Source organism: Mesorhizobium sp. B1-1-6 (assembly GCF_006443035.1).
Classification (GTDB): domain Bacteria; phylum Pseudomonadota; class Alphaproteobacteria; order Rhizobiales; family Rhizobiaceae; genus Mesorhizobium.
This window is the reverse complement of the sequence record NZ_VFWR01000003.1, coordinates 508,793-532,237: the sequence shown is the minus strand read 5'-3', so window position 1 is coordinate 532,237 and position 23,445 is coordinate 508,793. Positions and strand designations below refer to the sequence as shown.

The window sequence follows — 23,445 nt, the reverse complement described above, 5'->3', positions numbered from 1 at the left end:
CCGAAGAAGATGAGCCTTGCCAGTGGGTGAAGGGGAAGCTAGCTCAGGAAAGGCTTCGCCTTCATCGTCGCCGGCACCGACACCCCCAGTCGGCTTAGAACCGTCGGCGCCAGCTGCAGCTGGTCGAGCAGTGTGTCGGCATCCGGTCCCTTGCCGGCGCCGAAATAATACAGCGCGAAATCCTGCATCTCCTCATCATGGCCGCCATGGTGGCCGCGGTCGGTCTGGCCGTGATCGGCGGTGACGATCACTTCATAGCCGGCGTCGCGCCAGCGCGGCAGGAAAGCGGCCAGCATGCCGTCCATCGCGTAGCAGGCATGGTCCATCTCGTGACAGTCATGGCCGAAACGGTGGCCCATCGAGTCCAGCGTGCAAGTGTGCAGGATGCCGTAGTCGATGCCGTGGCGGCTGCTCAGCATGGTCAGCGTGGCGAACAGGTCGACGTCGCTCGGCGTCATCTGGTTGCGCGCGTTGTAGCCGGTCATGGTGTGGAAGCGGCCATGCGTGATCGGCCCGCCCGGCTCGTCATACTCCATGTCCTCGACGAGGTCGAACGGGTAGGAACGGAAGAACTCCGACCAGTAGGAATGGGTGACCGCGCCGGTTATTCCCCCGGCCCTGGTGACCTCCGAGAAGATGTCGGGCTGGCTGACGCGGAAGCGGTTCTCGTTGGAAAGAATGCCATGCGCCTGCGGCGGCACCCCGGTGTGGATCGAAGCATAACAGCAGGCCGAGGTCGACGGCAGCACCGAGCGCATCCTCCATACCCGCGCTTCGCCCGACTGCACCCAGCCTTCGAGGTTGCCCATCAGCCGGCGCCAGTTCCGGTAAGGCACGCCGTCGAGGATGATCAGCAACAGTTTGGTCTTGAGCGCCACGAGCTGCTCCATGCGATTGTCGGGGGAACGAGCACGCCACGTGTCGCACGGACACGCGGCGCTTTCGGCGGGAACTTGATGTCAGGCGTTCAGCCAGCATTCGGCGAGCGCGTAGCCGTCCATCATCTCGCCGATCGGGCTCTTGGCGAAGCCGCCGATCTTGTTGGTGGCGGCGTCGATGAACTGGTTGAAGAAAGGCACGATCAATCCGCCTTCGTCGCGCATCAGCACGGCCATGTCGTGATAGATCGCCTTGCGCTTGTCCTGGTCGAGCTCGCCGCGCGCTGCAAACAGCATCTTGTCGAACTCGGGCCGCTTGAAACGCGTGTCGTTCCAGTCGGCGTTCGACACATAGCCGGTGGAATACATCTGGTCCTGCGTGGCACGCCCGCCCCAGTAAGACAGCGAGAAAGGCTGCTTGTTCCAGACCTCCGACCAATAGCCGTCGCCAGGCTCGCGCTTGATCTCGATCTTGATGCCTGCCTTGGCGGCGCTCTGCTGATAGAGCTGTGCCGCATCGACGGCCCCGGGGAAGGCGACGTCGGAGGTGCGCAGCAGGATCGAGCCGCTGTGGCCCGACTTCTTGTAGAGCGCTGCAGCCTTTTCCGGGTCGAACTTGCGCTGTTCGATGGCCGAAAACAGCGGATAGGCCTCGTTGATCGGGAAGTCATTGCCGACCGAACCGTAGCCGCGCAGGATCTTTTCCAGCATCTCGTCGCGGTCCATGGCGAGCTTGAGCGCCATCCTGAGATCGCCGTTGTCGAAGGGCGCGGTGTCGCAGAACATGTTGAACGGGTAATAGCCCTTGCCCGAAACGTTCTCGATGCTGACGCCGGGGATGCGCTTGACGAGATCGACCACCTTCGGCTCGACGCGATTGATCATGTGCACCTGGCCGCCTTGCAGGGCCGCCAGCCGCGCCGTCGCATCGTTGATGACGACGATCTCGACCTGGTCGGCATGGCCCGCCTTGTCGCCCTGCCAGTAATTGGCGAAGCGCTCGCCGCCATGGCGCACGCCGGGCTGGTTGACGGTCACCTTATAGGGGCCGGCGCTGATGCCCGCGTTCGGATCGTCCTTGCCGCCATTGGGCTGGATGACGAGATGATAGTCGGCCATCAGATAGGGGAAGTCGGCATCGGCGTCGGCAAGCGTGACGACGACCTCCTTGCCGTTGGCCTTGATGCCCTTGATGTTCTTGAGAATGCCGAGTGCGCCCGACTTCGACTTCTCGTCGGCGTGGCGCTCGATGGTGGCCGCGACATCCTCCGCGCCGACCGTCTTGCCATTGTGGAACTCGATGCCGTCGCGGATCTTGATCGTCCAGGTCTTGGCATCCGGGGAAGCGCCGATGTCCTCGGCGATCAGGTTGACCAACCTGTTGTCGGGGGTGAGGCGAACCAGATATTCGCCCCACTGCTTGCCGAAGCTGAAGGTGACCTGGCTGAGGTTCAGCGCCGGATCGAGGCTGTTGGTCGATTCGCCGCCCTGCAGGCCGGCCTTGAGAATGCCGCCCTTGACCGGCGTCTGCGCGAAGGCTTTCCCGGCCAGCGTCGTTGCCAGCGCCGCCGACATGCCCAGCGCCGCGGTGCGCCCGAGAAAGTCACGCCGCGACATCCGGCCTTGGCCGGCGAGTTCAGCGAGATGGTCGAGTTCAGTCTTCATGTCCTACCCCTTTTTGAAACAACCGCACACAGGCGATGCCGTCCGAAGGACGTCTGGCCCTCCAGTGTTGCATCCGGATGACGTTCGTCATCTCCTTGACTGGCGAACCGCTGGCTAGTTCCCGGCGCTCGCCATGCGTCGCCCCTTGATCGCCTTTTCCAGCCAGCCGATCTCCATTTCCGGAACCGAGGACAGCAGGAGGTCGGTATAGGCATCGAAAGGCGGTGTGAGCACCTTGCTTTTGGAACCGTAACGGACCACCTCGCCGCGATACATCACCGCGATCGAATCGGCGATCGACCTTACCGTCGCAAGGTCGTGGGTAATGAAGAGATATGCGACCTTCTCGTGCTGCTGCAGGTTCAACAAAAGCTTGAGAATGCCGTTGGCCACCAGCGGGTCGAGCGCCGAGGTCACCTCGTCGCAGATGATCAGCTTCGGTTTGGCGGCGAGCGAGCGGGCGATGCAGACGCGCTGCTTCTGGCCGCCCGACAGCTCCGCCGGATAGCGGTCGAGGAAGCCTTTGCCCATCTCGATCTCGTCGAGCAATTCGGCGACGCGCCGGTCGCGCTCACGTCCCCGCATGCCGAAATAGAACTCCAGCGGCCGGCCGATGATGGTGCCGACGGTCTGGCGCGGGTTCATGGCCACGTCGGCCATCTGGTAGATCATCTGCAGCTGCCGCAGATCCTCCTTCGGCCGATCGGCAAGTCGGTTGGCAAGCGGGCGCCCGTCGAAGGTCACCGTGCCCTGTTCGGGCGGCAGGAGCCCTGTGATGGCGCGCGCCAGCGTCGATTTGCCGGAGCCGGACTCGCCGACCACCGCCAGCGTCTGGCCGGGATAGATATCGACGGAGACGTTCTTCAGCACCTTGACATGACCGCCGCCATAAGCGGCGGTGACGTTCTTCACGGACAGGAATGGCGAGACGCCGGGTTTCTGCTCGGCGTGTTCGATCTCGTGCACTGACACCAGAGCGTTGGTGTACTCCTGGCGCGGCTCCTTGATGATCTGGCGGGTGCCGCCCCATTCGACCAGCCGGCCGTGGCGCAGCACCATGATCTCGTCCGACACCTGGGCGACGACGGCGAGGTCGTGGGTGATATAGAGCGCGGCCACATGCGTGTCGCGGATGGCGTCCTTGATCGCCGACAGCACGTCGATCTGCGTCGTCACGTCGAGCGCCGTCGTCGGCTCGTCGAAGACGATCAGGTCCGGTTCCGAGCACAGCGCCATCGCCGTCATCACACGCTGCAGCTGGCCTCCGGAGACCTGGTGCGGGAAACGCTCGCCGATGGTTTCGGGATTGGGCAGGCTCAGCTTCTTGAACAGCGCGACGGCGCGTTTCTCGGCCTCCGCGCGCGTCGCCCTGCCGTGCAGGAGGGTGGCTTCGACGACCTGGTCCATCAGCCTGTGCGCCGGGTTGAAAGCCGCTGCCGCCGACTGCGCGACATAGCAGACCTCGCGGCCGCGCAGTCTGCGGAAACCTTCCTTGCCGCCCTTGAGGATGTCGCGGCCGTTGAGGAGTACCTCGCCGCCGGTGATGCGCACGCCGCCGCGCCCATAACCCATCGAAGACAGGCCGATGGTCGACTTGCCGGCACCGGATTCGCCGATCAGGCCGAGCACCTTGCCCTTTTCCAGGGTCAGCGAGACGTCATGGACGAGCGTGATGGTCTTTGGCGCTTCGCCCGGTGGGTAGACCATGGCCTCGATGCGCAGGTTGCGGATATCGAGGAGCGGGCTGGATTTGGCTTTGCTGTCGGCCATCATCCGCGTCCTCCTTTCAGGCTTGTCGTGCGGTTGAGTACCCAGTCGGCGACGAGATTGACCGAGATCGCAAGCGCCGCGATCGCGGCCGCCGGTATGAGCGCCGCGGCAATGCCGAAGACGATGCCGTCCTTGTTTTCCTTGACCATGCCGCCCCAGTCGGCATCCGGCGGCTGTACGCCGAGGCCAAGAAAGGAGAGCGTCGACAGGAACAGCACGGCATAGATGAAGCGCAGGCCGAGTTCCGAGACCAGCGGCGACAGCGCATTGGGCAGGATCTCGCGGAAGATGATCCAGGCGCTGCCTTCGCCGCGCAGCTTGGCGGCTTCGACATAATCCATGACGTTGATGTCGACGGCCACCGCACGCGACAGGCGGTAGACGCGGGTCGAGTCGAGAATGCCCATCACCAGGATCAGCGTCACCAGGTTTGTCGGCAGCACCGAGAGCACGACAAGCCCCATGATCAGCGTCGGGATCGACATCAGGAGATCGACGAGGCGCGACAGCAGCGTGTCGAACCAGCCGCCGAACACCGCCGCCGAAAAGCCGAGAATGGCGCCAAGCGAGAAGGACAACGCCGTGGCGAGCACTGCGATGAACAGGGTGATGCGCGCACCATAGATCATGCGCGACAGCAGATCGCGGCCAAGGTTGTCGGTGCCCAGCCAATGCGCCGCCGACATCGGCTCCCAGACGTCGCCGACGATCTCGCCATTGCCGTGCGGCGCAAGCCACGGCGCGAAGATGGCCGCCAGCACGAACAGGGCCGTCAGCACCAGGCCGACCAGCGCGGGCACGGGGATGCGTTTGATGTCGAGCATGCCCGCCCTCTTCATTTGGGATGCCTCAGGCGCGGATTGGCGACGATTGCCGCTATATCAGCGATGATGTTTAGGCCGATATAGACGGCGGCGAAGATCAGTCCAACCGCCTGCACCACCGGCACGTCGCGCTTGGTGACGTGATCGACCAGATACTGCCCCATGCCGGGATAGACGAAGATCACTTCGACCACGACCACGCCGACGATCAGATAGGCGAGGTTGAGCATGACGACGTTGATGATCGGCGCGATGGCGTTCGGGAAGGCATGTTTGCGGATGACCGCGAAAGCCGAGAGCCCCTTGAGCTCGGCAGTCTCCACATAGGCCGATTGCATGACGTTTAGGATCGCAGCGCGCGTCATGCGCATCATATGGGCAAGCACCACCAGCGTCAGCGCCGCCGCCGGCAGCGCGATCGCCTGCATGCGTTCACCGAAAGGCATGCCGTCATAGACGGTCGAGATGGCGGGGAACCACTGATGCTGAACCGCGAAGTAGAAGACCAGCAAGTAGCCGATGAAGAATTCCGGGAAGGAGGTCGAGGCGAGCGCCAGTCCCGAGATCAGCTTGTCGACCCAACCATTGCGGTAGCGCACCGCGATCAGGCCAAGCGTTATGGCCAGTGGAATGGCCACGATCGCCGCCCAGAAGGCGAGGAACAGCGTGTTCCACAGCCGGCCCTTGATCGATGTCGCGATGTCCTGTCCGCTCGACATGGCGGTCCCGAGATCGCCGGTCAAAACGCCGCCGAGCCAGCGGAAATACCTGATATAGGCCGGATCGTTGAGCCCAAGCTGCTCACGCAGATTGGCGAGCGATTCCGGTGTCGCCGACTGCCCTAGGATGGCTTGCGCGACGTCGCCGGGCAGGATCTGTGTGCCGGCGAAGATCAGGACCGAGACGGCCAACAAAAGGAGGATGCCCAGCGCGACGCGCTGGGCCACCAGTTTCACGATGGGTGAGGACATCTGGGCAAGGCCGGCTCAGGCTTCGAGCCAGCACTTTGCCAGGGCATAGCCATTCATCAACTCCTGGTGCGGATCGTCCACCCAGCCGCCCACCTTGGCGCCGGTGGCGTCGATGAACTGGTTGAACATCGGCAGGATCAGGCCGCCTTCGTCGCGCACCATGACGGCCATGTCGTGATACATCGCCTTGCGCTTGGCCTCGTCCAGCTCGGCGCGCGCCGCCAGCACCATCTTGTCGAAATCCGGGCGCTTGAAACGCGTGTCGTTCCAGTCGGCGGTCGACAGGTAGGCGGTCGAGTACATCTGGTCCTGGGTCGAGCGTCCGCCCCAATAGGAGGCGCAGAAGGGCTGCTTGTTCCAGACCTCGTTCCAGTAGCCGTCGCCCGGCTCGCGCTTGAGCTCGATCTGGATGCCGGCCTTGGCCGCGCTCTGCTGGAAAAGCTGGGACGCGTCGACGGCGCCGGGAAAGGCGACGTCGGAGGTCCTGAGCAGCACCGCGCCGTCATGCCCCGACTTCTTGTAGTGGAACTTGGCCTTGTCCGGATCGTATGTGCGCTGCTCGATCTCGGTGAACAGCGGGTAGGCGGCATTGATCGGGAAATCATTGCCGAGCGAACCGTAACCGCGCAGCACCTTCTTCAGCATTTCTTCGCGGTCGATCGCCAGCTTCAGCGCCATCCTGAGGTCGTTGTTGTCGAACGGCGCCGTATTGCAGTGCATGATGAAGACGTAGTGGCCCGGTCCCGCATGGTTGCGGATGGTGACGCCCGGCACGCGTTTGATCAGGTCGACGATCTTCGGCTCGACGCGGTTGACCATGTTGACCTGGCCGCCCTGCAGGGCGGCCGTACGGGCCGTAGCGTCGTTGATGACGATGATCTCGATCTGGTCGGCATGGCCCATCTTGTCGCCCTGCCAGTAATTGGCGAAGCGCTCGCCGCCATGGCGCACGCCGGGCTCGTTGGTGGTGACCTTGTAAGGGCCCGCCGAGATGCCGGCATCGGCCTTGTCCTTGCCGCCATTGGGCTGGACGATCAGGTGGTAGTCGCTGAGCAGGTAGGGCAGATCGGCATTGGCCTCCTTCAGCGTCAGCACCACTTCCTTGCCGCTGGCCTTGATGCTTTCGATGCCTTTCATGTAGCCGAGCGCGCCGGACTTCGACTTCTCGTCCGAATGACGCTCGAGCGTGGCGGCGACGTCTTCGGCGGTCACCGTCTTGCCATTGTGGAATTCGACGCCGTCGCGGATCTTCAGTGTCCAGACCTTGGCATCGTCGGACGAGCCGATCTCCTCGGCGATGCGGTTCTCGAGCTTGCCCTCTGGGGAAAGCTCGACGATCAGTTCGCCCCACATCTTGCCGAAGGCGAACGGCACCTGCGTCATGAACAGGGCTGGATCCAGGCTGTTGGTGGACTCGCCGCCAACCAGGCCTGCCTTGAGCGTGCCGCCCTTGACCGGGCCGGCTGCGCGCGCCGCGCTCGAAAGCAGTGAGTTGGCGAAGGTCGCGGTGACGCCGAGCGCTGCCGCCCGGCCGAGAAAATCCCGACGGCTGAGCTTGCCTGAGGCGACGCGTCGGCTAAGGAATTCCAGTTCGTTTGACATTTTGAGTTCCTCACTCTGTTGGTTCGACCTTAGTGGTCGTTTTCTTGTTTCTTGTGAGGGGAATAATGACCGCAAGGGAAAGCGGTAAGCAAGACCGAATGCGACATGCCGTGGCGTAAATGGCACGTCGCAATTGGACCAATGCCTTGCCGCTCAAACAAGCGAGCGCGGAACCGCCTGTTCAAAATCGCGTTCGAAGACGAGTTTTTCGCCTTCGTATGCTTCAATTCGGGCGCTTACGATGAAGTTTTTGGCGTCCGAGCGTATTTCGGCCGATGTTTCGGTGCGCACCGACCATCCGCTTCGCGACAGGGTTTGCGTCCAATGCGTCCGTCCCCCAGCCGACAACGGATCGTCCGGATGGATCGTCCAGGTCTCGCGGGCGATGCTGCCGTTCGCCAGGCCATGTGCAAGATCGCGCACCTCGCCGAAATCGTCTTCTATGGAAAGCGTGACGATGCCGGTCTTCTCGTCGCGGTCGACGCGGCGTTCCGAATTGGCCGGGCGGATCGTCTCGGTTGCCCAGGGGGAAGCAGCCTCCGGCGCGGCGAACGTGACCTCGTCGCCCGTCGCCAGCGGGCGCAGCGGCAGCTTCAGCGTCGCCGCCGACAGGCTCAGGCGGACCGGCTCCGGCGAGGGCCAGATCATGGGCCAATAGGCGTTCGAGACGGCTATGCGCAAATGGTGGCCGGCCGGCACGCGATAGGCGCACTGGTCGAGCACGACGCGTGCCGAAACGCTCTCGCCGGGGACAAGCGCTTGCGGGAATTCGTGCGAGAGGCGATGCGTCAGGTTGAGCACGCCATAGGAGATCAGTTCGGAGGCGCCATCGGGATGCACGTCGCAAAGCCGCACCGCGATGTTGGCCTGCGGGCGGTCGCAGGATAACCGGACGTCGACTTCCGGTGCGCCGACGACGTCGATCGCCTCGGCGAGTTCCGGCTGGTCGAAACACACCGACAGCGCGTCGTCGGGACGCTGGTCGCCCGGCAATTCCGGGCCGAAGGTGAACGGGAAATACTCACCGCCGGCCAGCCCACAGCTTTGCGGCGAAGCGATGGTGACGGATTTACCGCCCGCCGGGATCAATTCGATCGTTTGCGTCTTGATGTCGGGCGAAGGCCACTGCCGCTCCGCCACCCAGCGGCCCGGCCGTTCCGGATGCCAGCGCGCCGGCCGCACGCTGTCCATCACATAGGCGCGGTAGGCCGGGTCGGCCTCGACGCCGGTCTCGACGCCCTTTAGCCAGCGGTCCCACCAGCGTAGCGCTTCCTGCAGGAAGCCGATTGCCGGCTGGGGCCCGGCATAATGCGGGTATTTGTGGATCCAGGGGCCGACGATGCCTTTGACCGGCGCCTCGATGTTGGCGACGAGATGCGAGATGGTGTTGCGGTAGCCGTCATGCCAGCCGCCGATCGACAGCACCGCGGCCTTGACGGCGGAGAAATCCTCGCAGATCGAGCCGCGTTTCCAGTAGGCGTCGCGGTGCTGGTGGCCAAGCCAGAGCGGCAAAAGGAACGACTGGTTCTCCAGTCGGCTGAGCCACAGGTCGCGCCATCTGTTGTCGCCCGCCAGCAGCGGGTCCGGCGGCCGTGACGAATAGGACAGCATTGTCGAGGCCCAGCCGAAATTTTCCAGCAGCAGGCAGCCGCCCTTGTAGTGGATGTCGTCGGCATAGCGATCAACGGTCGAGCACAGGCTGATGACCGCCTTGAGCGCCGGCGGCTGCATGGCTGCCACCTGCAGGCAGTTGAAGCCGCCCCAGGAAATACCCATCATGCCGACATTGCCGTTGCACCAGGGTTGAGCCGCCGCCCAGGCGATGACGTCGCAGGCGTCCTGCAACTCCTGCTCGGAATATTCGTCGTCCATCAGCCCTTCGGAATCGCCATTGCCGCGCATGTCGACACGGATCGAGGCATAGCCGTGGCCGGCGAAATAGGGATGCGTCAGCTGGTCGCGAAAGATGGTGCCGTCGCGCTTGCGGTAAGGCAGGTGCTCGAGGATGACAGGCACCGGATCGTCGCCGGCATCTTCCGGCATCCACACCCGCGCCGACAGCCGGCAACCATCCGGCATGACGATGGCCATGTCAGGGAATTCGACGACCTTGCGGGGAAACTCGGTGACGGTTTTCATGGCGCGCATAACGCCTCGCGGCGCGGCAAGTTTCAATCGCCATTCGCGACTGGAGTAGAGAATTATGCGACCTGTGCCGCTGCTTGCTGCCCTCAATTCAGCGGAATGTCGTTCTCGGCCTTGTTCGCCTGGTAGGCGCCAGAGAGTGCGTCATAAAAAGCTGCAATCTTGCCGATGCGCGCCTCCAGCCGCCCGCGTTCCGCCTCGGGCAGTGCCCGCACCAGCCTGCGGATCGAAAAGCTTTTCCAATAGGCGTTCTCGGCATTGTAGCCGCCGGGATCGAGGGTGAAGACCTCTTTCAGGATTTTCAGATCGTGCGGGATGGCAAAACTGTCGCGCGAATCCTCGTGGCTGAAGAGATAATAGAAATTGTTGAAACCGGTCCAGGTGATCGCCGACAGGCAGAGCGAACAGGGCTCGTGCGTAGCCAGGAAGATGGCATCCTTGGTGTCGACGCGTTCGGCTTTGGGCATTTCGTAGAAGCGTTTCAGGCAGTGCACTTCGCCATGCCAGAGCGGGTTTTCGATCTCGTTGTTGGTTTCGGCCAGCACCAGCGAGCGGTCGCCTTTCCTCAGGACCGCCGCGCCGAACAGCTTGTTGCCATGGGCGACGCCTTCCTGCGTCTTCGGCACGATGTCGTGCTCGATGACGTCGAGCAGGCGGTCGATCAGCGAAATGTCGGTCATCAAAGGATCTCGTCGGGGAGATGAATCTCGTAGGCGTGCGAAAAATGGAATTCTTCGAGATTGGAGCCGTCGCCGCCACGGTCGACGATCAGGAAATCTTGGGGCTCACCCAATGGCGTCAGTACGCCGTGCCATAGATTGCGTGAATAATTGATGCCTTGCCCTGGCTTGGTGATGAAGGCATGCGGCTCGCCCGGACCCTCCTTGCCGTCATGGCAGACGACGACCAGGAACGGTCGTGGCGACAGCGGGATAAAGGCCTGGCTGCCGAGCGGGTGGCGCTCGACCATGCTCAGCGTCAGCGGCAATTCGTAAGGCGTGCCGCGCACCATCGAGATCAGCACGCGCGCATTGGGCCCTACCGCTTCTGCGGTCGCCAGATCATGGTAGCGCTCGGCCTTGCCGCCATTGATCGGGTAGTGGTTGTCGCCGCCCATGTCGATGACATCCCCGAACGGGGCAAAGCCCTCGCGGGTCAGCGGCCGCGCGACGATGCGGGTCACGGCGCACGCCCCGCGATGCCGGCACCGCCGAGTTTGGCGTGCCGGTTGACGTCCTTGTAGAGCAGATAGCGGAATTTTCCCGGTCCACCGGCATAACAGGCCTGCGGACAGAAGGCGCGCAGCCACATATAGTCGCCGGCCTCCACCTCGACCCAGTCCTGGTTGAGCCGGTAGACGGCCTTGCCTTCCAGCACATAGAGCCCGTGCTCCATGACATGGGTCTCGGCAAAGGGAATGACCGCGCCCGGTTCGAGGGTGACGATGGTCATGTGCATGTCATGGCGCATGTCGGCCGGATCGACGAAGCGCGTTGTCGCCCAACGGCCGTCGGTACCGGGCATCGGCGTCGGCGCGATGTCCTGCTCGTTGGTGAAGAAGGCTTGCGGGACCTCGAGGCCGCTGACGGACTCATAAGCCTTGCGTATCCAATGAAAGCGGACAGCCGCATTGCTTTCGTTGCGAACAGTCCAGCCGCTCGACGGCGGCAGGAAGGCGAAGCCGCCCGGCCGCAAGACATGTCTTTCGCCGGCAAGCAGGACGGTCAGTTCGCCTTCGACCACGAACAAGGCGCCCTCGGCGCCGGCATCGGGTTCCGGCCGGTCGCTGCCACCGCCGGGCGCGATCTCGACGATGTACTGCGAAAACGTCTCGGCAAAGCCCGACAGCGGCCTCGACAATATCCAGACGCGGGTCTTGTCCCAGAATGGCAGGGCGCTGGTGACGATGTCCTGCATCACGCCCTTGGGGATGACGGCATAGGCCTCGGTGAAGACGGCGCGGCCGGTCAGAAGCTCACTCTGGCCGGAATGGCCGCCATGTGGAGCATAATAGGTTCGCTCGGGCATCCTGATCGTATCCATGGGTTCAAACCTATTGCGGAAGCATGTCCTTGAGGCGGAAGAGCGCGATGCGCTCGACCTGTTTGCAGGCGGTCTCGAATTCGACGCCGCGGCTGTTGCCGATGCGCCTTTCGAACTCCGCCAGGATTTCTTGCCTGGTCTTGCCCTTCACCGCGACGATGAACGGGAAACCGAAGGTGGTGACGTAGGCGGCGTTAAGCTTGGAAAACAGCTCGCGCTCTTTGTCGGTCAGCTCATCGAGGCCGGCCGAAGCCTGTTCCCTGGCTGATTCCGCCGTCAGCCGCCTGGCCCTTGCCAGCTTGCCGGCAAGGTCTGGATGGGCGTTGAGCACGCCCAGCCGCTCCGTTTCGCTTGCGGCGCGGAAAACGCGGCAGAGCGCATTGTGCAGGCCGCCGGCGCTGTCGTGCGCCGGGCCAAGTTCCAGCTCGTAAGCGCGCTCGGCTATCCACGGCGAATGTTCGAAAACGCCGCCGAAAGCATGCACGAAGGCCTCGAATTCCATCCTCGAAGGGCGCAGCACCGGCTGCTTGTATGGATGGGTCTCGCGCCAATGCCTGGCGATGTCGATACGCCGCGCCAGCCAGACCTTGTCGTGCGACTTCACATAGTCGACGAAGCGCTTCAGCGCCGCCACCCGCCCCGGCCGCCCGACGAGGCGACAGTGCAGGCCGATATTCATCATGCGCGGCCGCCCAGCCTTGCCTTCGGCATAGAGCGTGTCGAAACTGTCCTTCAGATAGGCGAAGAACTGGTCGCCCGAGTTGAAGCCCTGCGGCGTGGCGAAGCGCATGTCGTTGGCATCGAGCGTGTAGGGGATGATGAGCTGTGGCCTGTCGGTCCCGTCATCCGCGAACCAGTAGGGCAGCTCGTCGTCATAAGTGTCGGAGACGTAGTCGAAGCCGCCTTCCTCCGCCACCAGCCGCACGGTGTTGACCGACGTCCGGCCGGTGTACCAGCCCGTCGGGCGCGCGCCTGTCACTTCGTAGTGCAGCCGGATCGCCTCCTTGAGGTCGCGGCGCTCGTCCTCGGCGCTGTGGTCGCGGTAGTCGATCCATTTCAGTCCGTGCGAGGCGATCTCCCAGCCGGCATCCTGCATCGCCGTCACCTGATCGGGCGAGCGGGCGAGTGCCGTGGCGACGCCGTAACAGGTCACTGGCACCTCGGCCTCGGTGAACAGGCGAAGCAGCCGCCAGAAGCCTGCCCGCGCCCCATACTCGTAGATCGATTCCATGTTCCAATGGCGTTGGCCCGCCCAGGGAGCCGCGCCGACGATTTCCGACAGGAAGGCTTCCGAAGCCTTGTCGCCATGCAGGACGCAGTTCTCGCCGCCTTCTTCGTAATTGACGACAAATTGCACGGCCACATGCGCGCCACCGGGCCATTTGGGATCCGGCGGATTGGCTCCGTAGCCGCGCATGTCTCTGGTGTAACGCATCGTCCCTCCCACGGGGCATCGCCCGAAGTATGATCAGGATATCGAAAGGGTGCTTCTCGCATTCCCCCGAAAATTTTTGAAAGTGTTTTTGTCGCACTCCGCTCGACCGGGACTTATGCATCGCCTTTAATTGGCGCACAATTCATCAGCAATGTTTGGCTGTACCGGCCGGTTTGTTCGTATTGGAATGGGAGGCGGACAATGGCAGAAACGTCGAAAATCGATGGCGGGCGTCTGACGACCCATGTCCTGGATACGGCAACCGGCAAGCCCGCGGCGGGATTGTCGATCGCGCTCTACCGGATCGATGGCCCGGCCAGGACGCATCTGAAGACGGTCGCCACCAACGCCGATGGCCGTTGCGACGCACCGCTTTTGGCCGACGCGGATTTCCAGACCGGCGAATACGAGCTTGTGTTCGCCGCTGGTGACTATCTGCGGCGCCAGGGAACGAAACTGCCCGAGCCGGCCTTCCTCGATACCGTGCCGATCCGCTTTGGCATGGCGGATGCCGTGCACTATCATGTGCCGTTGCTCGTCTCGCCCTATGGCTATTCGACTTACAGGGGGAGCTGAGACGTGGCCGAGGTCAAGATCCGCAACGACATCCGCTTTATCCTCAACGGCAGGGATGTCGTGCTGTCATCCGTGGCGCCTGACGCGACCTTGCTTGACTGGCTGCGGCTCGACCGATCGCTGCGCGGCACCAAGGAAGGCTGCGCAGAGGGCGATTGCGGCGCTTGCACCGTGCTGGTCGGCAGGCTTTCCGCCGGCGAACTGGTCTATGAAAGTGTCAACGCCTGCATCCGCTTTCTGGGTTCGTTGGACGGCACCCATGTCGTGACGGTCGAGCATCTCCGTGGAACGCCGGGCCAGTTGCACCCGGTGCAGCAGGCGATGGTGGATTTCCACGGTTCGCAATGCGGCTTCTGCACGCCAGGTTTCGTCATGTCGCTTTACGGCTTGTGGATGAAATCACCGGAACCGTCGGACGCGGCCTTCGAAAAGGCCTTGCAGGGCAATCTCTGCCGCTGCACCGGCTATGAGGCGATCATGCGCGCGGCTCGCGCCATCTCCAGCTACGGCAAAGCACAGAAGGATCCGCTGGCGCTGGAGCGTCAGTCGATCATGGCCAGACTCGAGGCGATGGGCGACGGCGCACGGATCGAGATCGGCGCCGGCAAGGCGCGGCTCGTCGTGCCGGCTGACGTTGACGATTTCGCCGCCGTGCTCGACAAGGAACCGGGCGCCACCATCGTCGCCGGCTCGACCGATGTCGGTCTCTGGGTGACCAAGCACATGCGCGATATTTCGCCTGTCATCTTCATCGGCAATCTCGACGGGCTGTGCGCCATTGCCGAGGACAAGGACGTGATCTCGATCGGCGCCGGCGTCACCTATTCCGATGCCTTCGCGATGCTGTCGAAACGCATCCCGGCGCTCGGGCCATTGTTCGATCGCATCGGCGGCGAACAGGTGCGCAACATGGGCACGATCGGCGGCAACATCGCCAATGGCTCGCCGATCGGCGACACACCGCCGCCATTCATCGCGCTCGGCGCGCGGCTGACGCTGCGCCGTGGAAGCAAGCGGCGCACGATCCCGCTCGAGGATTTCTTCATCGCCTATGGCAAGCAGGACCGGCAGGCCGGCGAGTTCGTCGAGGCCGTGCATGTGCCGGTTCCGGCAAACGAAACGAAGTTCGGCGTCTACAAGATCACCAAGCGCCGCGACGAGGATATCACCGCCGCCCTCGGCGCGTTTTTTCTGACCTTGGCCAGGGACGGCACCGTGGCCGATATCCGCATCGCCTATGGCGGCATGGCGGCGACGCCGAAGCGGGCTGCGGCGGTCGAGAAAGCTCTGCTCGGCAAACCCTGGACCGAAGAAACAGTCGAGGCGGCGATGACCGAATACCCAACGGATTTCACGCCGCTCACCGACATGCGGGCAAGCGCTGAATATCGGGCTTTGGCGGCGAAAAACTTGTTGCTGCGTTTCTTTGTCGAAACCACCGGCACCAGGGCACCGTTCCAGGTGTCGCGCAACGAGGCGGCATGATGAACAAGCACGCCAGCGCCAATTTAAAGGCCGAAAAGATCGTCGGCGGCGTCGCCACAGACCAGCGCCATGATTCCGCGCACAAGCATGTCAGCGGCAGCGCCGTTTACATCGATGATATGCCCGAACCGGCGGGCACGCTGCATGGCTGCCTCGGTTTGGCCACGGCCACGCATGCCACCATCGCCAAAATGGACCTGTCGGCGGCGCGCGCCGCCCCCGGCGTGATCGACGTGCTCACGGCAAAGGATGTGCCGGGCGAGAACGACATTTCGCCGACCGGGCGCCATGACGAGCCGGTACTCGCCGACGGCGAGGTACAGTTTTTCGGCCAGCCGATCTTTTGCGTGATTGCCGAGACGCGCGAGCAGGCGCGGCGCGCCACCAGGCTGGCAAGGGTCGAATACGAGGAATTGCCTTTCGTCACCGACATCGGCGCGCTCGATCCGACCAGGGACAAACTCGTCACGCCGCCTCTGACGCTGAAACGCGGCGACGCGGCTGCTGCGATCCGTCAGGCCCCCCGCCGGCTGAAAGGAAAAATGCGCGTCGGCGGCCAGGAGCATTTCTACCTCGAAGGGCATATCGCGATGGCGGTTCCCGGCGAGGATCAGGACGTCACCATCTATTCCTCGACGCAGCATCCGAGCGAAGTCCAGCACATGGTTGGTCATGCACTCGGCGTGCCGAGCAACGCCATTACCGTGGAAATGCGTCGCATGGGGGGCGGCTTCGGCGGCAAGGAAACGCAGGGCAACCAGTTTGCAGCGCTGGCCGCGATCGCCGCCAAGAAGCATCATCGGGCAGTGAAAATCCGGCCCGATCGCGATGACGACATGATCGCCACCGGCAAGCGGCACGATTTCCTCATCGACTACGAGGCCGGCTTCGACGATGAGGGCAATATTCTCGGCGTCAACTTCATGTTCGCGGCGCGCTGCGGCTTTTCTGCGGACCTTTCCGGGCCGGTCACCGACCGCGCGCTGTTCCACTGCGACAATACCTATTTCTGGCCGGCTGTGCATGCACAGTCGGCGCCGCTCTACACCAACACGGTCTCGAACACCGCCTTTCGCGGCTTCGGCGGCCCTCAAGGCATGGTCGGCGCCGAGCGTATCATCGACGAGGTGGCGTTTGCCGTCGGCAAGGACCCGCTTGAGATCCGCAAGCGGAATTTCTATGGAACCGCCGACCGCAACGTCACGCCCTACCACCAGGCGGTCGAGGACAACATCATCCACCGCATCGTCGCGGAACTGGAAGAAAGCGCCAGCTATGCAAGGCGCCGGCGCGAAATCTCGGCCTTCAACAACAACAGCCGCTTCATCAAGCGAGGCCTCGCACTGACGCCGGTCAAATTCGGCATCTCGTTTACCGCCACGCATTACAACCAGGCCGGCGCGCTGGTGCATGTCTACACCGACGGTTCGGTGCATCTGAACCATGGCGGCACCGAGATGGGGCAGGGCCTCAACGTCAAGGTGGCGCAAGTGGTGGCGCAAGAGTTCCAGATCGATCTCGACCAGGTGAAGATCACCGCGACGACCACCGGCAAGGTGCCGAACACCTCGGCCACCGCCGCGTCGTCCGGCACCGACCTCAATGGAATGGCGGCGCAGAATGGCGCCCGCCAGATCAAGGACCGGCTGACCGATTTCGCCGCCGAGAAATACCAGGTGCCACGCGACCAGGTGCTGTTCCTGCCCAACAGGGTGCGAATCGGCAACCAGGAGATACCTTTCGCCGACCTCGTCAAGCAGGCCTATATGGCCCGCATCCAGCTTTCGGCGGCCGGCTTTTACAAGACGCCGAAGATCCACTGGGACCGCGACAAGGGCGAGGGCCGTCCTTTCTATTATTTCGCCTATGGCGCCTCCTGCTCGGAAGTCTCGGTCGACACGCTGACCGGCGAATACATGGTCGAACGCACCGACATCCTGCACGAGACGGGCCGCTCGCTGAACCGCGCCATCGACCTCGGCCAGGTCGAGGGCGGCTTTATCCAGGGCATGGGCTGGCTGACGACCGAGGAACTGTGGTGGGATGACAAGGGCCGGCTGCGCACGCATGCGCCCTCGACCTATAAGATCCCGCTGGCGTCGGACCGGCCTAAGATCTTCAACGTGACACTGGCCGATTGGCCGGAGGCCGGTGAGCCGACGATCCATCGCTCCAAGGCGGTCGGCGAGCCGCCCTTCCCGCTCGGCATGTCGGTGCTGCATGCCCTGTCCGACGCGGTGGCAAGCGTCGCCGACCACAGGATCTGTCCACGTCTCGATGCGCCTGCGACACCGGAACGCGTGCTGATGGCGATCGAGCGGCTGAAGAAAGAGGCGAAGACCTGACTCCGGCAAAACGTGCAAAACAGGCCGAAAAGGCCTATATTTCCCGACAGGGAATGTAAAAAATGAACACGACTGTGCAAAGCCTGAAAGCCTTTCTTGGCCAAACCGGCCGGGTCGCGCTCGTCGAGGTCGCGGCGACGAAGGGCTCGACGCCGCGCGAGAAGGGCGCCTTCATGCTCGTCTCGCAAGCAGCGACATCGGGCACGATCGGCGGCGGCCAACTGGAATATATGGCCATCGACAAGGCACGGCAGATGCTGGGCTCTTTACCCTCCTCCTTGCGGGGAGGGTCGGCGAGCGGACGCCGCGAAGCGGCGTCAGCGAAACGGGGCGGGGGAGCGGCGTTCACAGATCCCTCGACGACGACGTCGTCCAACCCTATCCACAAGGGGGAGGGTGAAGAGACCCGCCCCGACGCCCGCGTGATCCTCGACGTGGCGCTCGGTCCGGAGATCGGCCAATGCTGCGGCGGGCGCGTCGAGGTGTCGATCCGCCTCGTCGATGCGACGTTGGCGCAGGAGCTGATTTCGGCCGCGGAAATCGAGCAGGCTGAACTGCCTTATGTCTACATCTTCGGCGGCGGCCACGTCGGGCAGGCGCTGGCCTCCGCGGTAGCGCTTCTCCCTGTGCGTGCCGTTGTCATCGAAACACGGGCCGACGCGCTAGACGGAATGCCGGAAGCCGTCGAGACGCGGCTGACCCCGATGCCTGAAGCCGAGGTGCGCAACGCGCCTGCAGGCAGCGCCTTCGCCATCCTCACCCATGATCATGCGCTGGACTTCCTGATTGTCGCCGAAGCCCTGAAGCGTGGCGACACCGCCTATGTCGGCATGATCGGCTCGAAGACCAAGAAAGCGACGTTCAGGAACTGGTTGCTGAAATCGGCGGAGGGTACGGAAGCGCAGTTTGCCCGCCTCGTTTCCCCAATTGGCGGTGACGCCGTGAAAGACAAGCGCCCATCCGTCATTGCCGCGCTAGCGGCCGCCGAGATCATGACGGCGCTGGTCAATCACGGCGCCGCGTCAAATGCCGGACGTCAGATGCCGCATGATAGGACGTTGGCCGGGTAAGGTCACGTCGCGGCTATACCGGTTGCTTCAAGCCCAGATGATCGCGCAGTGTGCGGCCCTCATAATCCCTACGAAACAGGCCGCGCCGCTGCAGCTCCGGCACGACCAGGGTGGCGAAGGCATCGAGTTCGCCGGGGAAATATGACGGCATGATGTTGAAGCCGTCCGCCGCACCGCCCTCGAACCGGGCCTGGAGTTCGTCTGCGATCTGCACCGCGGTCCCGACGATGCGCCAATGGCCGCGTGCGCCAGCGAAATGGCGGGCAAGCTGGCGGATGGAAAGGCCGTCGCGGCGCGATTGCTCGATGACCAGGGCCTGCCGGCTTTTCATGCCTTCGCTCTCCGGCAATTCGGGCAGCGGCCCGTCGAGCGGATAGCGCCGAAGATCGGAGATGCTGAGATAGCTGGACAGCAGCGCTACGCCGACGTCATCGGGGATCAGCTCCTGCAGCTCCTCGTATTTCGCCCGCGCTTCCGCTTCGGTTTCCGCCACCACCGGGGCGACGCCGGGCATGATCTTGATGTCGTCCGGTTCGCGTCCATAGGCCGCCAGACGGCCCTTGAGATCGTCGTAGAAAGCCTTCGCTTCCGCGAAAGTCTGCGCGGCGGTGAACACCACATCGGCGGTGCGAGCGGCGAGATCGCGGCCGACATCCGAGGCGCCGGCCTGAACCATGACCGGGGCGCCCTGCGGCGAACGCGGCAAATCGAGTGGATCGCACACCGAAAAGCTCTGGCCGTCATGGCCGGAGGCGCCGAGCTTGCCGTGCCAAAGCCTGGTGACGACTTCGGCGAATTCTCGTGCCCGTTCATAACGATCGGCGTGGGGTCTGAGACCCGTTGCGCCGAAGTTGGCGGCCTCGATCGGGCTGGCCGACGTGACCAAGTTCCAGCCGGCGCGCCCGCCGCTCAGCTGGTCGAGCGAAAGGAAGGTTCGTGCCAGCCCGTAAGGCTCGTTGTAGCTGGTCGAAGCCGTGGAGACGAGGCCGATGCGGCTGGTCTGGACAGCGAGTGCGGAAAGCAGGCTGATCGGCTCGAAGCCGATCGAACGCGAGGTCTGGCTGGCGATGCTGACATCGGCTTCGCGCAGGCCGGCCGCATCCTCGCAGAACAACAGGTCGAATTTCGCCGCTTCCGCCGTGCGCGCCAGCGCGACGTAATGATCGATGTCGATCCCGGCCTTCACATGGGCCTGGGGATGCCGCCAGGCGGCGATATGGTGGCCCGTCGCCCACAGAAAGGCGCCGAGCTTTATCTGGCGTGCGGTCATCGGTCGCCTCCGCCGCTGAGTCCCAGATGCGAGCGCAGCGTTGTGCCCCCATAGCTCTGTCGAATCACGCCGCGCCGCCGCAGCTCCGGCAGAACGCGATTGGTGAAATCGTCGAGCGCTGAAATGTGCGCGGACAGCCGGATGTTGAATCCGTCGCAATTGTTCGCCCGGAATTCTTCCTCCATCCTGTCGGCCAGCCCGGCGACGCCGTTGGCGGCGAGGGATATGTCAGCCAATATCCTCACGGCATCCGGTTCGCGCCCGGACGCGGAAACGCGGCGCCTGCATTCGTCATGGCGTGCCTTGCGCCGCGCTGCCTGCCTTTCGTCCAGCAGGATGACATCGGCTGTGCGCGCGGCAATGTCGAGGTCGCCTGCCGCCAGGCCGGACAGGACCAGAACCGGCGTATCCTGCGGCGAGCGCGCCACGTTCAGCGGTCCGCGCACGGCGAAGAATTCGCCCTTGTGGTCGAGTTGGTGCATTTTTCCGGGATCGTGAAAGCGGCCGCTGTCTTTGTCGAACAACAGCGCGTCCGCCTCCCAGCCATTCCACAAGCCCTGGACGATGCCGATATATTCCTCGGAGCGGCGGCGAAACTCGTCGCTGGAAAATCCATCCGGCCGGCTGAAATTGGCCGCCTCGCTCGGCGCCTGCGCCATCGTTGCGTTCCATCCGGCGCGACCGTGGCTGATGATATCGAGCGAGGCGAACCGGCGCGCCAGATTGTAGGGCTGGTGGGCAACCATCGACGCGGTGGCGACCAGCCCGATCCTGCTCGTCACGGTCGCCAGTGCGGCAAGCAGGGTCGTCGCTTCGAACGGGTTGCCCGACCCGGCCCTGCCCGGCGGCGCATCGTCGAGAACAATCATGTCCAGCCCGGCCGCTTCCGCCCGCTGCGCGAAGCCGGCCAAGTCGCTGAAGGTGAGCGCGCCGGCCTGCCCGGCCGTGGAGGCAATGTTGAGCGAAACGGTGAGATGCATTGTGGCTAGCTCGTCAGTCGGCGCAAAGCCCATCGGCCATGAGGCGGCATCCGCGAACCTAAGTTCGCCTTCGCGCAAGGCAACCCTTGCGACTGGGCCAGGAGCCGCTCACTTGCCGACCAGTATGTCCTTGATCAGCCGCTGGCAGCGCTCGGCCATGAAATCCAGCAGCAGGCGCACCTTCGGGTCCTGCAGCTTCTTGTGCGGATAGACGGCGGCGAACTGCACCGGCGTCGGCGGCGTGCCGGCCAGGATGATCCTCAGCCGCCGGTCGCGGATGAACGGCTCGACCTCGAAGCGCGGCTTGTTGATGATGCCGCGCCCCGACAGCGCCCAGCCGGTCAGCACGTCGCCATCGTCCGTATCATAGGGCCCGTGCACCTCGAATTTCTGCGGTCCGTTCGGCGTCTGCAAGGTCCAGACATATTCGCGCGCGCCGGAATAGCGCAGCATCAGGCAATCGTGCTTCCTGCTGATCAGTTCCTGCGGCTCGGCCGGCTCTCCGCGCGCCTCCAGATATTTGGGTGCCGCCACCAGCACCCGCTCGCATTCCATGATGCCGCGCATCCTGAGGCTCGAATCTTCGATGATACCGAGTCGGAAGGCGACGTCGATGCCCTCTTTCATGATATCGACATTGTGATCCGAGAGCCTCAGCCGCACTTCGATATCAGGATATTTGTCGTGGAAATCGGGAATACCCGAGGCGACCAGGCGGCGGCCGAGGCCGAGCGGCGCGGTCACGCGGATGGTGCCGCGCGGCTGACCGGAAAGGGCCGAAACCGCGGCCTCCGCCTCGGTGATCGCTTCCAGCACCTGCTTGGCGCCGGTGTAGAACACCGTGCCATGCTCGGTCGGCATCAATTGTCGTGTCGTGCGGTTGAACAGCCGCACACCAAGGTGCTTCTCCAGCTCCTTGATTCGGTTGGAAGCAACCGCCGGCGAAATGCGCATGTCGCGCCCGGCCGCCGACAGATTGCCGAGCTCGACCACGCGGACGAAGACGGCGATGTTGTCGAGATAGGCCATGCGGTTCAGGGGCTTTCAATCAAGCTGTGTGCGAGCAACCTAGTATTTTCCAATTTTTTTTGAAAGTCATCGCACACCTCGCCTCTTTCCGTTTGCGCGCCACACCGTAAAGTCGCTTCATCGGCAGGGACGACTTCAATGATGGATTTCGCTATTTTCTGGGACTGGCTGAGCTTTGCCGTGCGCTGGCTGCACGTCATCACCGGCATCGCCTGGATCGGCTCGTCCTTCTATTTCGTCGCGCTTGATCTCGGTTTGCGCCAGCGACCGGGCATGCCTGTCGGCGCCTTCGGCGAGGAGTGGCAGGTGCATGGCGGCGGCTTCTATCACATCCAGAAATACCTGGTCGCGCCGGCCGAGATGCCGGAACACCTCACCTGGTTCAAATGGGAATCCTACGCCACCTGGCTGTCCGGCTTCGCCATGCTGTGCGTGGTCTACTATGCCGGGGCCGACCTGTTCCTGATCGATCCCAACGTGCTGCCGATGTCTGTGCCGGTCGGGATCGTCCTGTCGATGGCGACGATCGGCGTCGGCTGGGTGGTTTATGACCTGCTCTGCCGTTCGCCGCTGGGCAAAAGCGATACAGGCCTGATGCTGGTGCTCTACTGCGTGCTGGTGTTCATCGCCTGGGGACTGACCCATCTGTTCACCGGCCGCGCCGCTTTCCTGCATCTGGGCGCCATCACCGCCACGATCATGTCGGCCAATGTCTTCATGGTCATCATCCCCAACCAGAAGATCGTCGTTGCCGACCTCATCGCCGGCCGCAAGCCGGATCCGAAATACGGCAAGATCGCCAAGCAGCGCTCGCTCCACAACAATTACCTGACGCTGCCGGTGCTGTTTCTGATGCTGTCGAACCATTACCCGCTGGCGTTCGGCACTGAGTTCAACTGGATCATCGCCTCCCTGGTGTTCATCATCGGCGTGTTGATCCGCCACTACTTCAACACCGTGCACAAGCGCGCCGGCAACCCGCACTGGACCTGGCTGGGCGCCCTTGTCCTGTTCCTCATCATCGTCTGGTTGTCCACCGTGCCGAAGGTGTTGACCGGCGAACCGAAGGCGTCCGCCTCGGCGCAAGTCTATATCGCTTCGGCCCATTTCCCGGCCGTGCGCGACACCGTGCTCGGCCGCTGCTCGATGTGCCATTCACAGGAGCCGGTCTACGAGGGCATCTACCATGCGCCCAAGGGCGTGATGCTGGATACAGACGCCGGCATCGCCGAGCATGCCCGCGAGATCTATCTGCAGGCCGGCCGCAGCCATGCCATGCCGCCCGCCAATGTCAGCCAGATCACCGACAAGGAGCGGGCGCTGCTGGTGGCCTGGTTCGAAGGCGCGGGGAAATAAG

General features: G+C 63.6%; 19 protein-coding genes. 5 read left to right on the top strand and 14 right to left on the bottom strand.

Features of this window, described 5'->3' with window-relative positions; all coding sequences use genetic code 11:
* Window positions 1-38 precede the first annotated feature (38 nt).
* From FJ979_RS09115 to puuE, 11 genes are all read right to left on the bottom strand, one after another.
* On the bottom strand, window positions 39-878 hold the full coding sequence (locus FJ979_RS09115; RefSeq protein WP_140580628.1) for an alkaline phosphatase family protein: 840 nt from the start codon (window positions 876-878) through the stop codon (window positions 39-41).
* 81 nt (window positions 879-959) lie between these two features.
* The gene (locus FJ979_RS09110; RefSeq protein ID WP_140580627.1) at window positions 960-2,543 is read right to left on the bottom strand and encodes an ABC transporter substrate-binding protein; all 1,584 of its coding nucleotides are present in this window, start codon (window positions 2,541-2,543) and stop codon (window positions 960-962) included.
* Window positions 2,544-2,657: 114 nt separating this feature from the next.
* On the bottom strand, window positions 2,658-4,313 hold the full coding sequence (locus FJ979_RS09105; RefSeq protein ID WP_140501254.1) for an ABC transporter ATP-binding protein: 1,656 nt from the start codon (window positions 4,311-4,313) through the stop codon (window positions 2,658-2,660).
* Window positions 4,313-5,137 (bottom strand): ABC transporter permease, encoded by an 825-nt coding sequence (locus FJ979_RS09100; RefSeq protein ID WP_140512801.1) that lies wholly within the window; start codon window positions 5,135-5,137, stop codon window positions 4,313-4,315. Before FJ979_RS09100 ends, FJ979_RS09105 begins: the two co-directional genes overlap by 1 nt.
* Before the next feature lie 11 nt (window positions 5,138-5,148).
* Entirely contained in the window at window positions 5,149-6,108 is a 960-nt protein-coding gene (locus tag FJ979_RS09095; protein WP_140512803.1) for an ABC transporter permease, read from the bottom strand.
* 15 nt (window positions 6,109-6,123) lie between these two features.
* On the bottom strand, window positions 6,124-7,710 hold the full coding sequence (locus FJ979_RS09090) for an ABC transporter substrate-binding protein (RefSeq protein ID WP_140512805.1): 1,587 nt from the start codon (window positions 7,708-7,710) through the stop codon (window positions 6,124-6,126).
* A 153-nt stretch (window positions 7,711-7,863) separates the two neighbouring features.
* Window positions 7,864-9,849 (bottom strand): CocE/NonD family hydrolase, encoded by a 1,986-nt coding sequence (locus FJ979_RS09085; RefSeq protein WP_140580626.1) that lies wholly within the window; start codon window positions 9,847-9,849, stop codon window positions 7,864-7,866.
* 92 nt (window positions 9,850-9,941) lie between these two features.
* The gene (locus FJ979_RS09080) at window positions 9,942-10,535 is read right to left on the bottom strand and encodes a nucleoside deaminase (RefSeq protein WP_140580624.1); all 594 of its coding nucleotides are present in this window, start codon (window positions 10,533-10,535) and stop codon (window positions 9,942-9,944) included.
* On the bottom strand, window positions 10,535-11,038 hold the full coding sequence (locus FJ979_RS09075; RefSeq protein ID WP_140580623.1) for an ureidoglycolate lyase: 504 nt from the start codon (window positions 11,036-11,038) through the stop codon (window positions 10,535-10,537). The genes FJ979_RS09080 and FJ979_RS09075 overlap by 1 nt, the downstream gene beginning before the upstream one ends.
* The gene (locus FJ979_RS09070) at window positions 11,035-11,898 is read right to left on the bottom strand and encodes a bifunctional allantoicase/(S)-ureidoglycine aminohydrolase (protein WP_140580622.1); all 864 of its coding nucleotides are present in this window, start codon (window positions 11,896-11,898) and stop codon (window positions 11,035-11,037) included. Before FJ979_RS09070 ends, FJ979_RS09075 begins: the two co-directional genes overlap by 4 nt.
* A 10-nt stretch (window positions 11,899-11,908) precedes the next feature.
* Window positions 11,909-13,333 carry an allantoinase PuuE gene (gene puuE / locus FJ979_RS09065; RefSeq protein ID WP_140580621.1) on the bottom strand — a complete coding sequence of 475 codons (1,425 nt, stop codon included), beginning with the start codon at window positions 13,331-13,333 and terminating at the stop codon, window positions 11,909-11,911.
* A gap of 201 nt (window positions 13,334-13,534) precedes the next feature.
* On the opposite strand from puuE, the gene uraH reads away from it, so the two are divergent.
* From uraH to xdhC, 4 genes are all read left to right on the top strand, one after another.
* Window positions 13,535-13,909, top strand: a complete 375-nt coding sequence (gene uraH, locus FJ979_RS09060) for a hydroxyisourate hydrolase (RefSeq protein WP_140501174.1) — start codon at window positions 13,535-13,537, stop codon at window positions 13,907-13,909.
* A 3-nt stretch (window positions 13,910-13,912) separates the two neighbouring features.
* Window positions 13,913-15,394 (top strand): xanthine dehydrogenase small subunit, encoded by a 1,482-nt coding sequence (xdhA, locus tag FJ979_RS09055; protein ID WP_140580619.1) that lies wholly within the window; start codon window positions 13,913-13,915, stop codon window positions 15,392-15,394.
* Window positions 15,394-17,739 carry a xanthine dehydrogenase molybdopterin binding subunit gene (xdhB, locus tag FJ979_RS09050; protein WP_140580651.1) on the top strand — a complete coding sequence of 782 codons (2,346 nt, stop codon included), beginning with the start codon at window positions 15,394-15,396 and terminating at the stop codon, window positions 17,737-17,739. Before xdhA ends, xdhB begins: the two co-directional genes overlap by 1 nt.
* Window positions 17,740-17,801: 62 nt before the next feature.
* Window positions 17,802-18,809, top strand: a complete 1,008-nt coding sequence (gene xdhC, locus FJ979_RS09045; protein ID WP_140559794.1) for a xanthine dehydrogenase accessory protein XdhC — start codon at window positions 17,802-17,804, stop codon at window positions 18,807-18,809.
* A 13-nt stretch (window positions 18,810-18,822) separates the two neighbouring features.
* Here xdhC and FJ979_RS09040 read toward each other — a convergent pair whose 3' ends face one another.
* The 3 genes from FJ979_RS09040 to FJ979_RS09030 all read right to left on the bottom strand — a co-directional run bounded on the left by FJ979_RS09040 (window position 18,823) and on the right by FJ979_RS09030 (window position 22,088).
* Complete coding sequence (locus tag FJ979_RS09040; protein ID WP_140580617.1) at window positions 18,823-20,079, bottom strand: LLM class flavin-dependent oxidoreductase; 1,257 nt, start codon at window positions 20,077-20,079, stop codon at window positions 18,823-18,825.
* Window positions 20,076-21,059, bottom strand: a complete 984-nt coding sequence (locus FJ979_RS09035; protein WP_140580616.1) for an LLM class flavin-dependent oxidoreductase — start codon at window positions 21,057-21,059, stop codon at window positions 20,076-20,078. The genes FJ979_RS09040 and FJ979_RS09035 overlap by 4 nt, the downstream gene beginning before the upstream one ends.
* A gap of 108 nt (window positions 21,060-21,167) precedes the next feature.
* A complete protein-coding gene (locus FJ979_RS09030) occupies window positions 21,168-22,088 on the bottom strand; it encodes a LysR family transcriptional regulator (RefSeq protein WP_140558761.1) in 921 nt (306 codons plus the stop codon).
* Between the two features lie 138 nt (window positions 22,089-22,226).
* Between FJ979_RS09030 and FJ979_RS09025 the strand changes: the two genes are divergently transcribed.
* Window positions 22,227-23,444 carry a urate hydroxylase PuuD gene (locus tag FJ979_RS09025; RefSeq protein WP_140501161.1) on the top strand — a complete coding sequence of 406 codons (1,218 nt, stop codon included), beginning with the start codon at window positions 22,227-22,229 and terminating at the stop codon, window positions 23,442-23,444.
* Window position 23,445: the final 1 nt, after the last annotated feature.

What these genes read in the sequence shown, in the direction of transcription:
- FJ979_RS09070 (WP_140580622.1), bottom strand. Translation starts at nt 11,898, where the DNA reads ATGGATACGATCAGGATGCCCGAGCGAACCTATTATGCTCCACATGGC.
- FJ979_RS09105 (WP_140501254.1), bottom strand. Translation starts at nt 4,313, where the DNA reads ATGGCCGACAGCAAAGCCAAATCCAGCCCGCTCCTCGATATCCGCAAC.
- FJ979_RS09100 (WP_140512801.1), bottom strand. Translation starts at nt 5,137, where the DNA reads ATGCTCGACATCAAACGCATCCCCGTGCCCGCGCTGGTCGGCCTGGTG.
- FJ979_RS09025 (WP_140501161.1), top strand. Translation starts at nt 22,227, where the DNA reads ATGATGGATTTCGCTATTTTCTGGGACTGGCTGAGCTTTGCCGTGCGC.
- FJ979_RS09090 (WP_140512805.1), bottom strand. Translation starts at nt 7,710, where the DNA reads ATGTCAAACGAACTGGAATTCCTTAGCCGACGCGTCGCCTCAGGCAAG.
- FJ979_RS09095 (WP_140512803.1), bottom strand. Translation starts at nt 6,108, where the DNA reads ATGTCCTCACCCATCGTGAAACTGGTGGCCCAGCGCGTCGCGCTGGGC.
- xdhC (WP_140559794.1), top strand. Translation starts at nt 17,802, where the DNA reads ATGAACACGACTGTGCAAAGCCTGAAAGCCTTTCTTGGCCAAACCGGC.
- FJ979_RS09035 (WP_140580616.1), bottom strand. Translation starts at nt 21,059, where the DNA reads ATGCATCTCACCGTTTCGCTCAACATTGCCTCCACGGCCGGGCAGGCC.
- xdhB (WP_140580651.1), top strand. Translation starts at nt 15,394, where the DNA reads ATGAACAAGCACGCCAGCGCCAATTTAAAGGCCGAAAAGATCGTCGGC.
- FJ979_RS09080 (WP_140580624.1), bottom strand. Translation starts at nt 10,535, where the DNA reads ATGACCGACATTTCGCTGATCGACCGCCTGCTCGACGTCATCGAGCAC.
- FJ979_RS09040 (WP_140580617.1), bottom strand. Translation starts at nt 20,079, where the DNA reads ATGACCGCACGCCAGATAAAGCTCGGCGCCTTTCTGTGGGCGACGGGC.
- FJ979_RS09030 (WP_140558761.1), bottom strand. Translation starts at nt 22,088, where the DNA reads ATGGCCTATCTCGACAACATCGCCGTCTTCGTCCGCGTGGTCGAGCTC.
- FJ979_RS09110 (WP_140580627.1), bottom strand. Translation starts at nt 2,543, where the DNA reads ATGAAGACTGAACTCGACCATCTCGCTGAACTCGCCGGCCAAGGCCGG.
- puuE (WP_140580621.1), bottom strand. Translation starts at nt 13,333, where the DNA reads ATGCGTTACACCAGAGACATGCGCGGCTACGGAGCCAATCCGCCGGAT.
- uraH (WP_140501174.1), top strand. Translation starts at nt 13,535, where the DNA reads ATGGCAGAAACGTCGAAAATCGATGGCGGGCGTCTGACGACCCATGTC.
- FJ979_RS09085 (WP_140580626.1), bottom strand. Translation starts at nt 9,849, where the DNA reads ATGAAAACCGTCACCGAGTTTCCCCGCAAGGTCGTCGAATTCCCTGAC.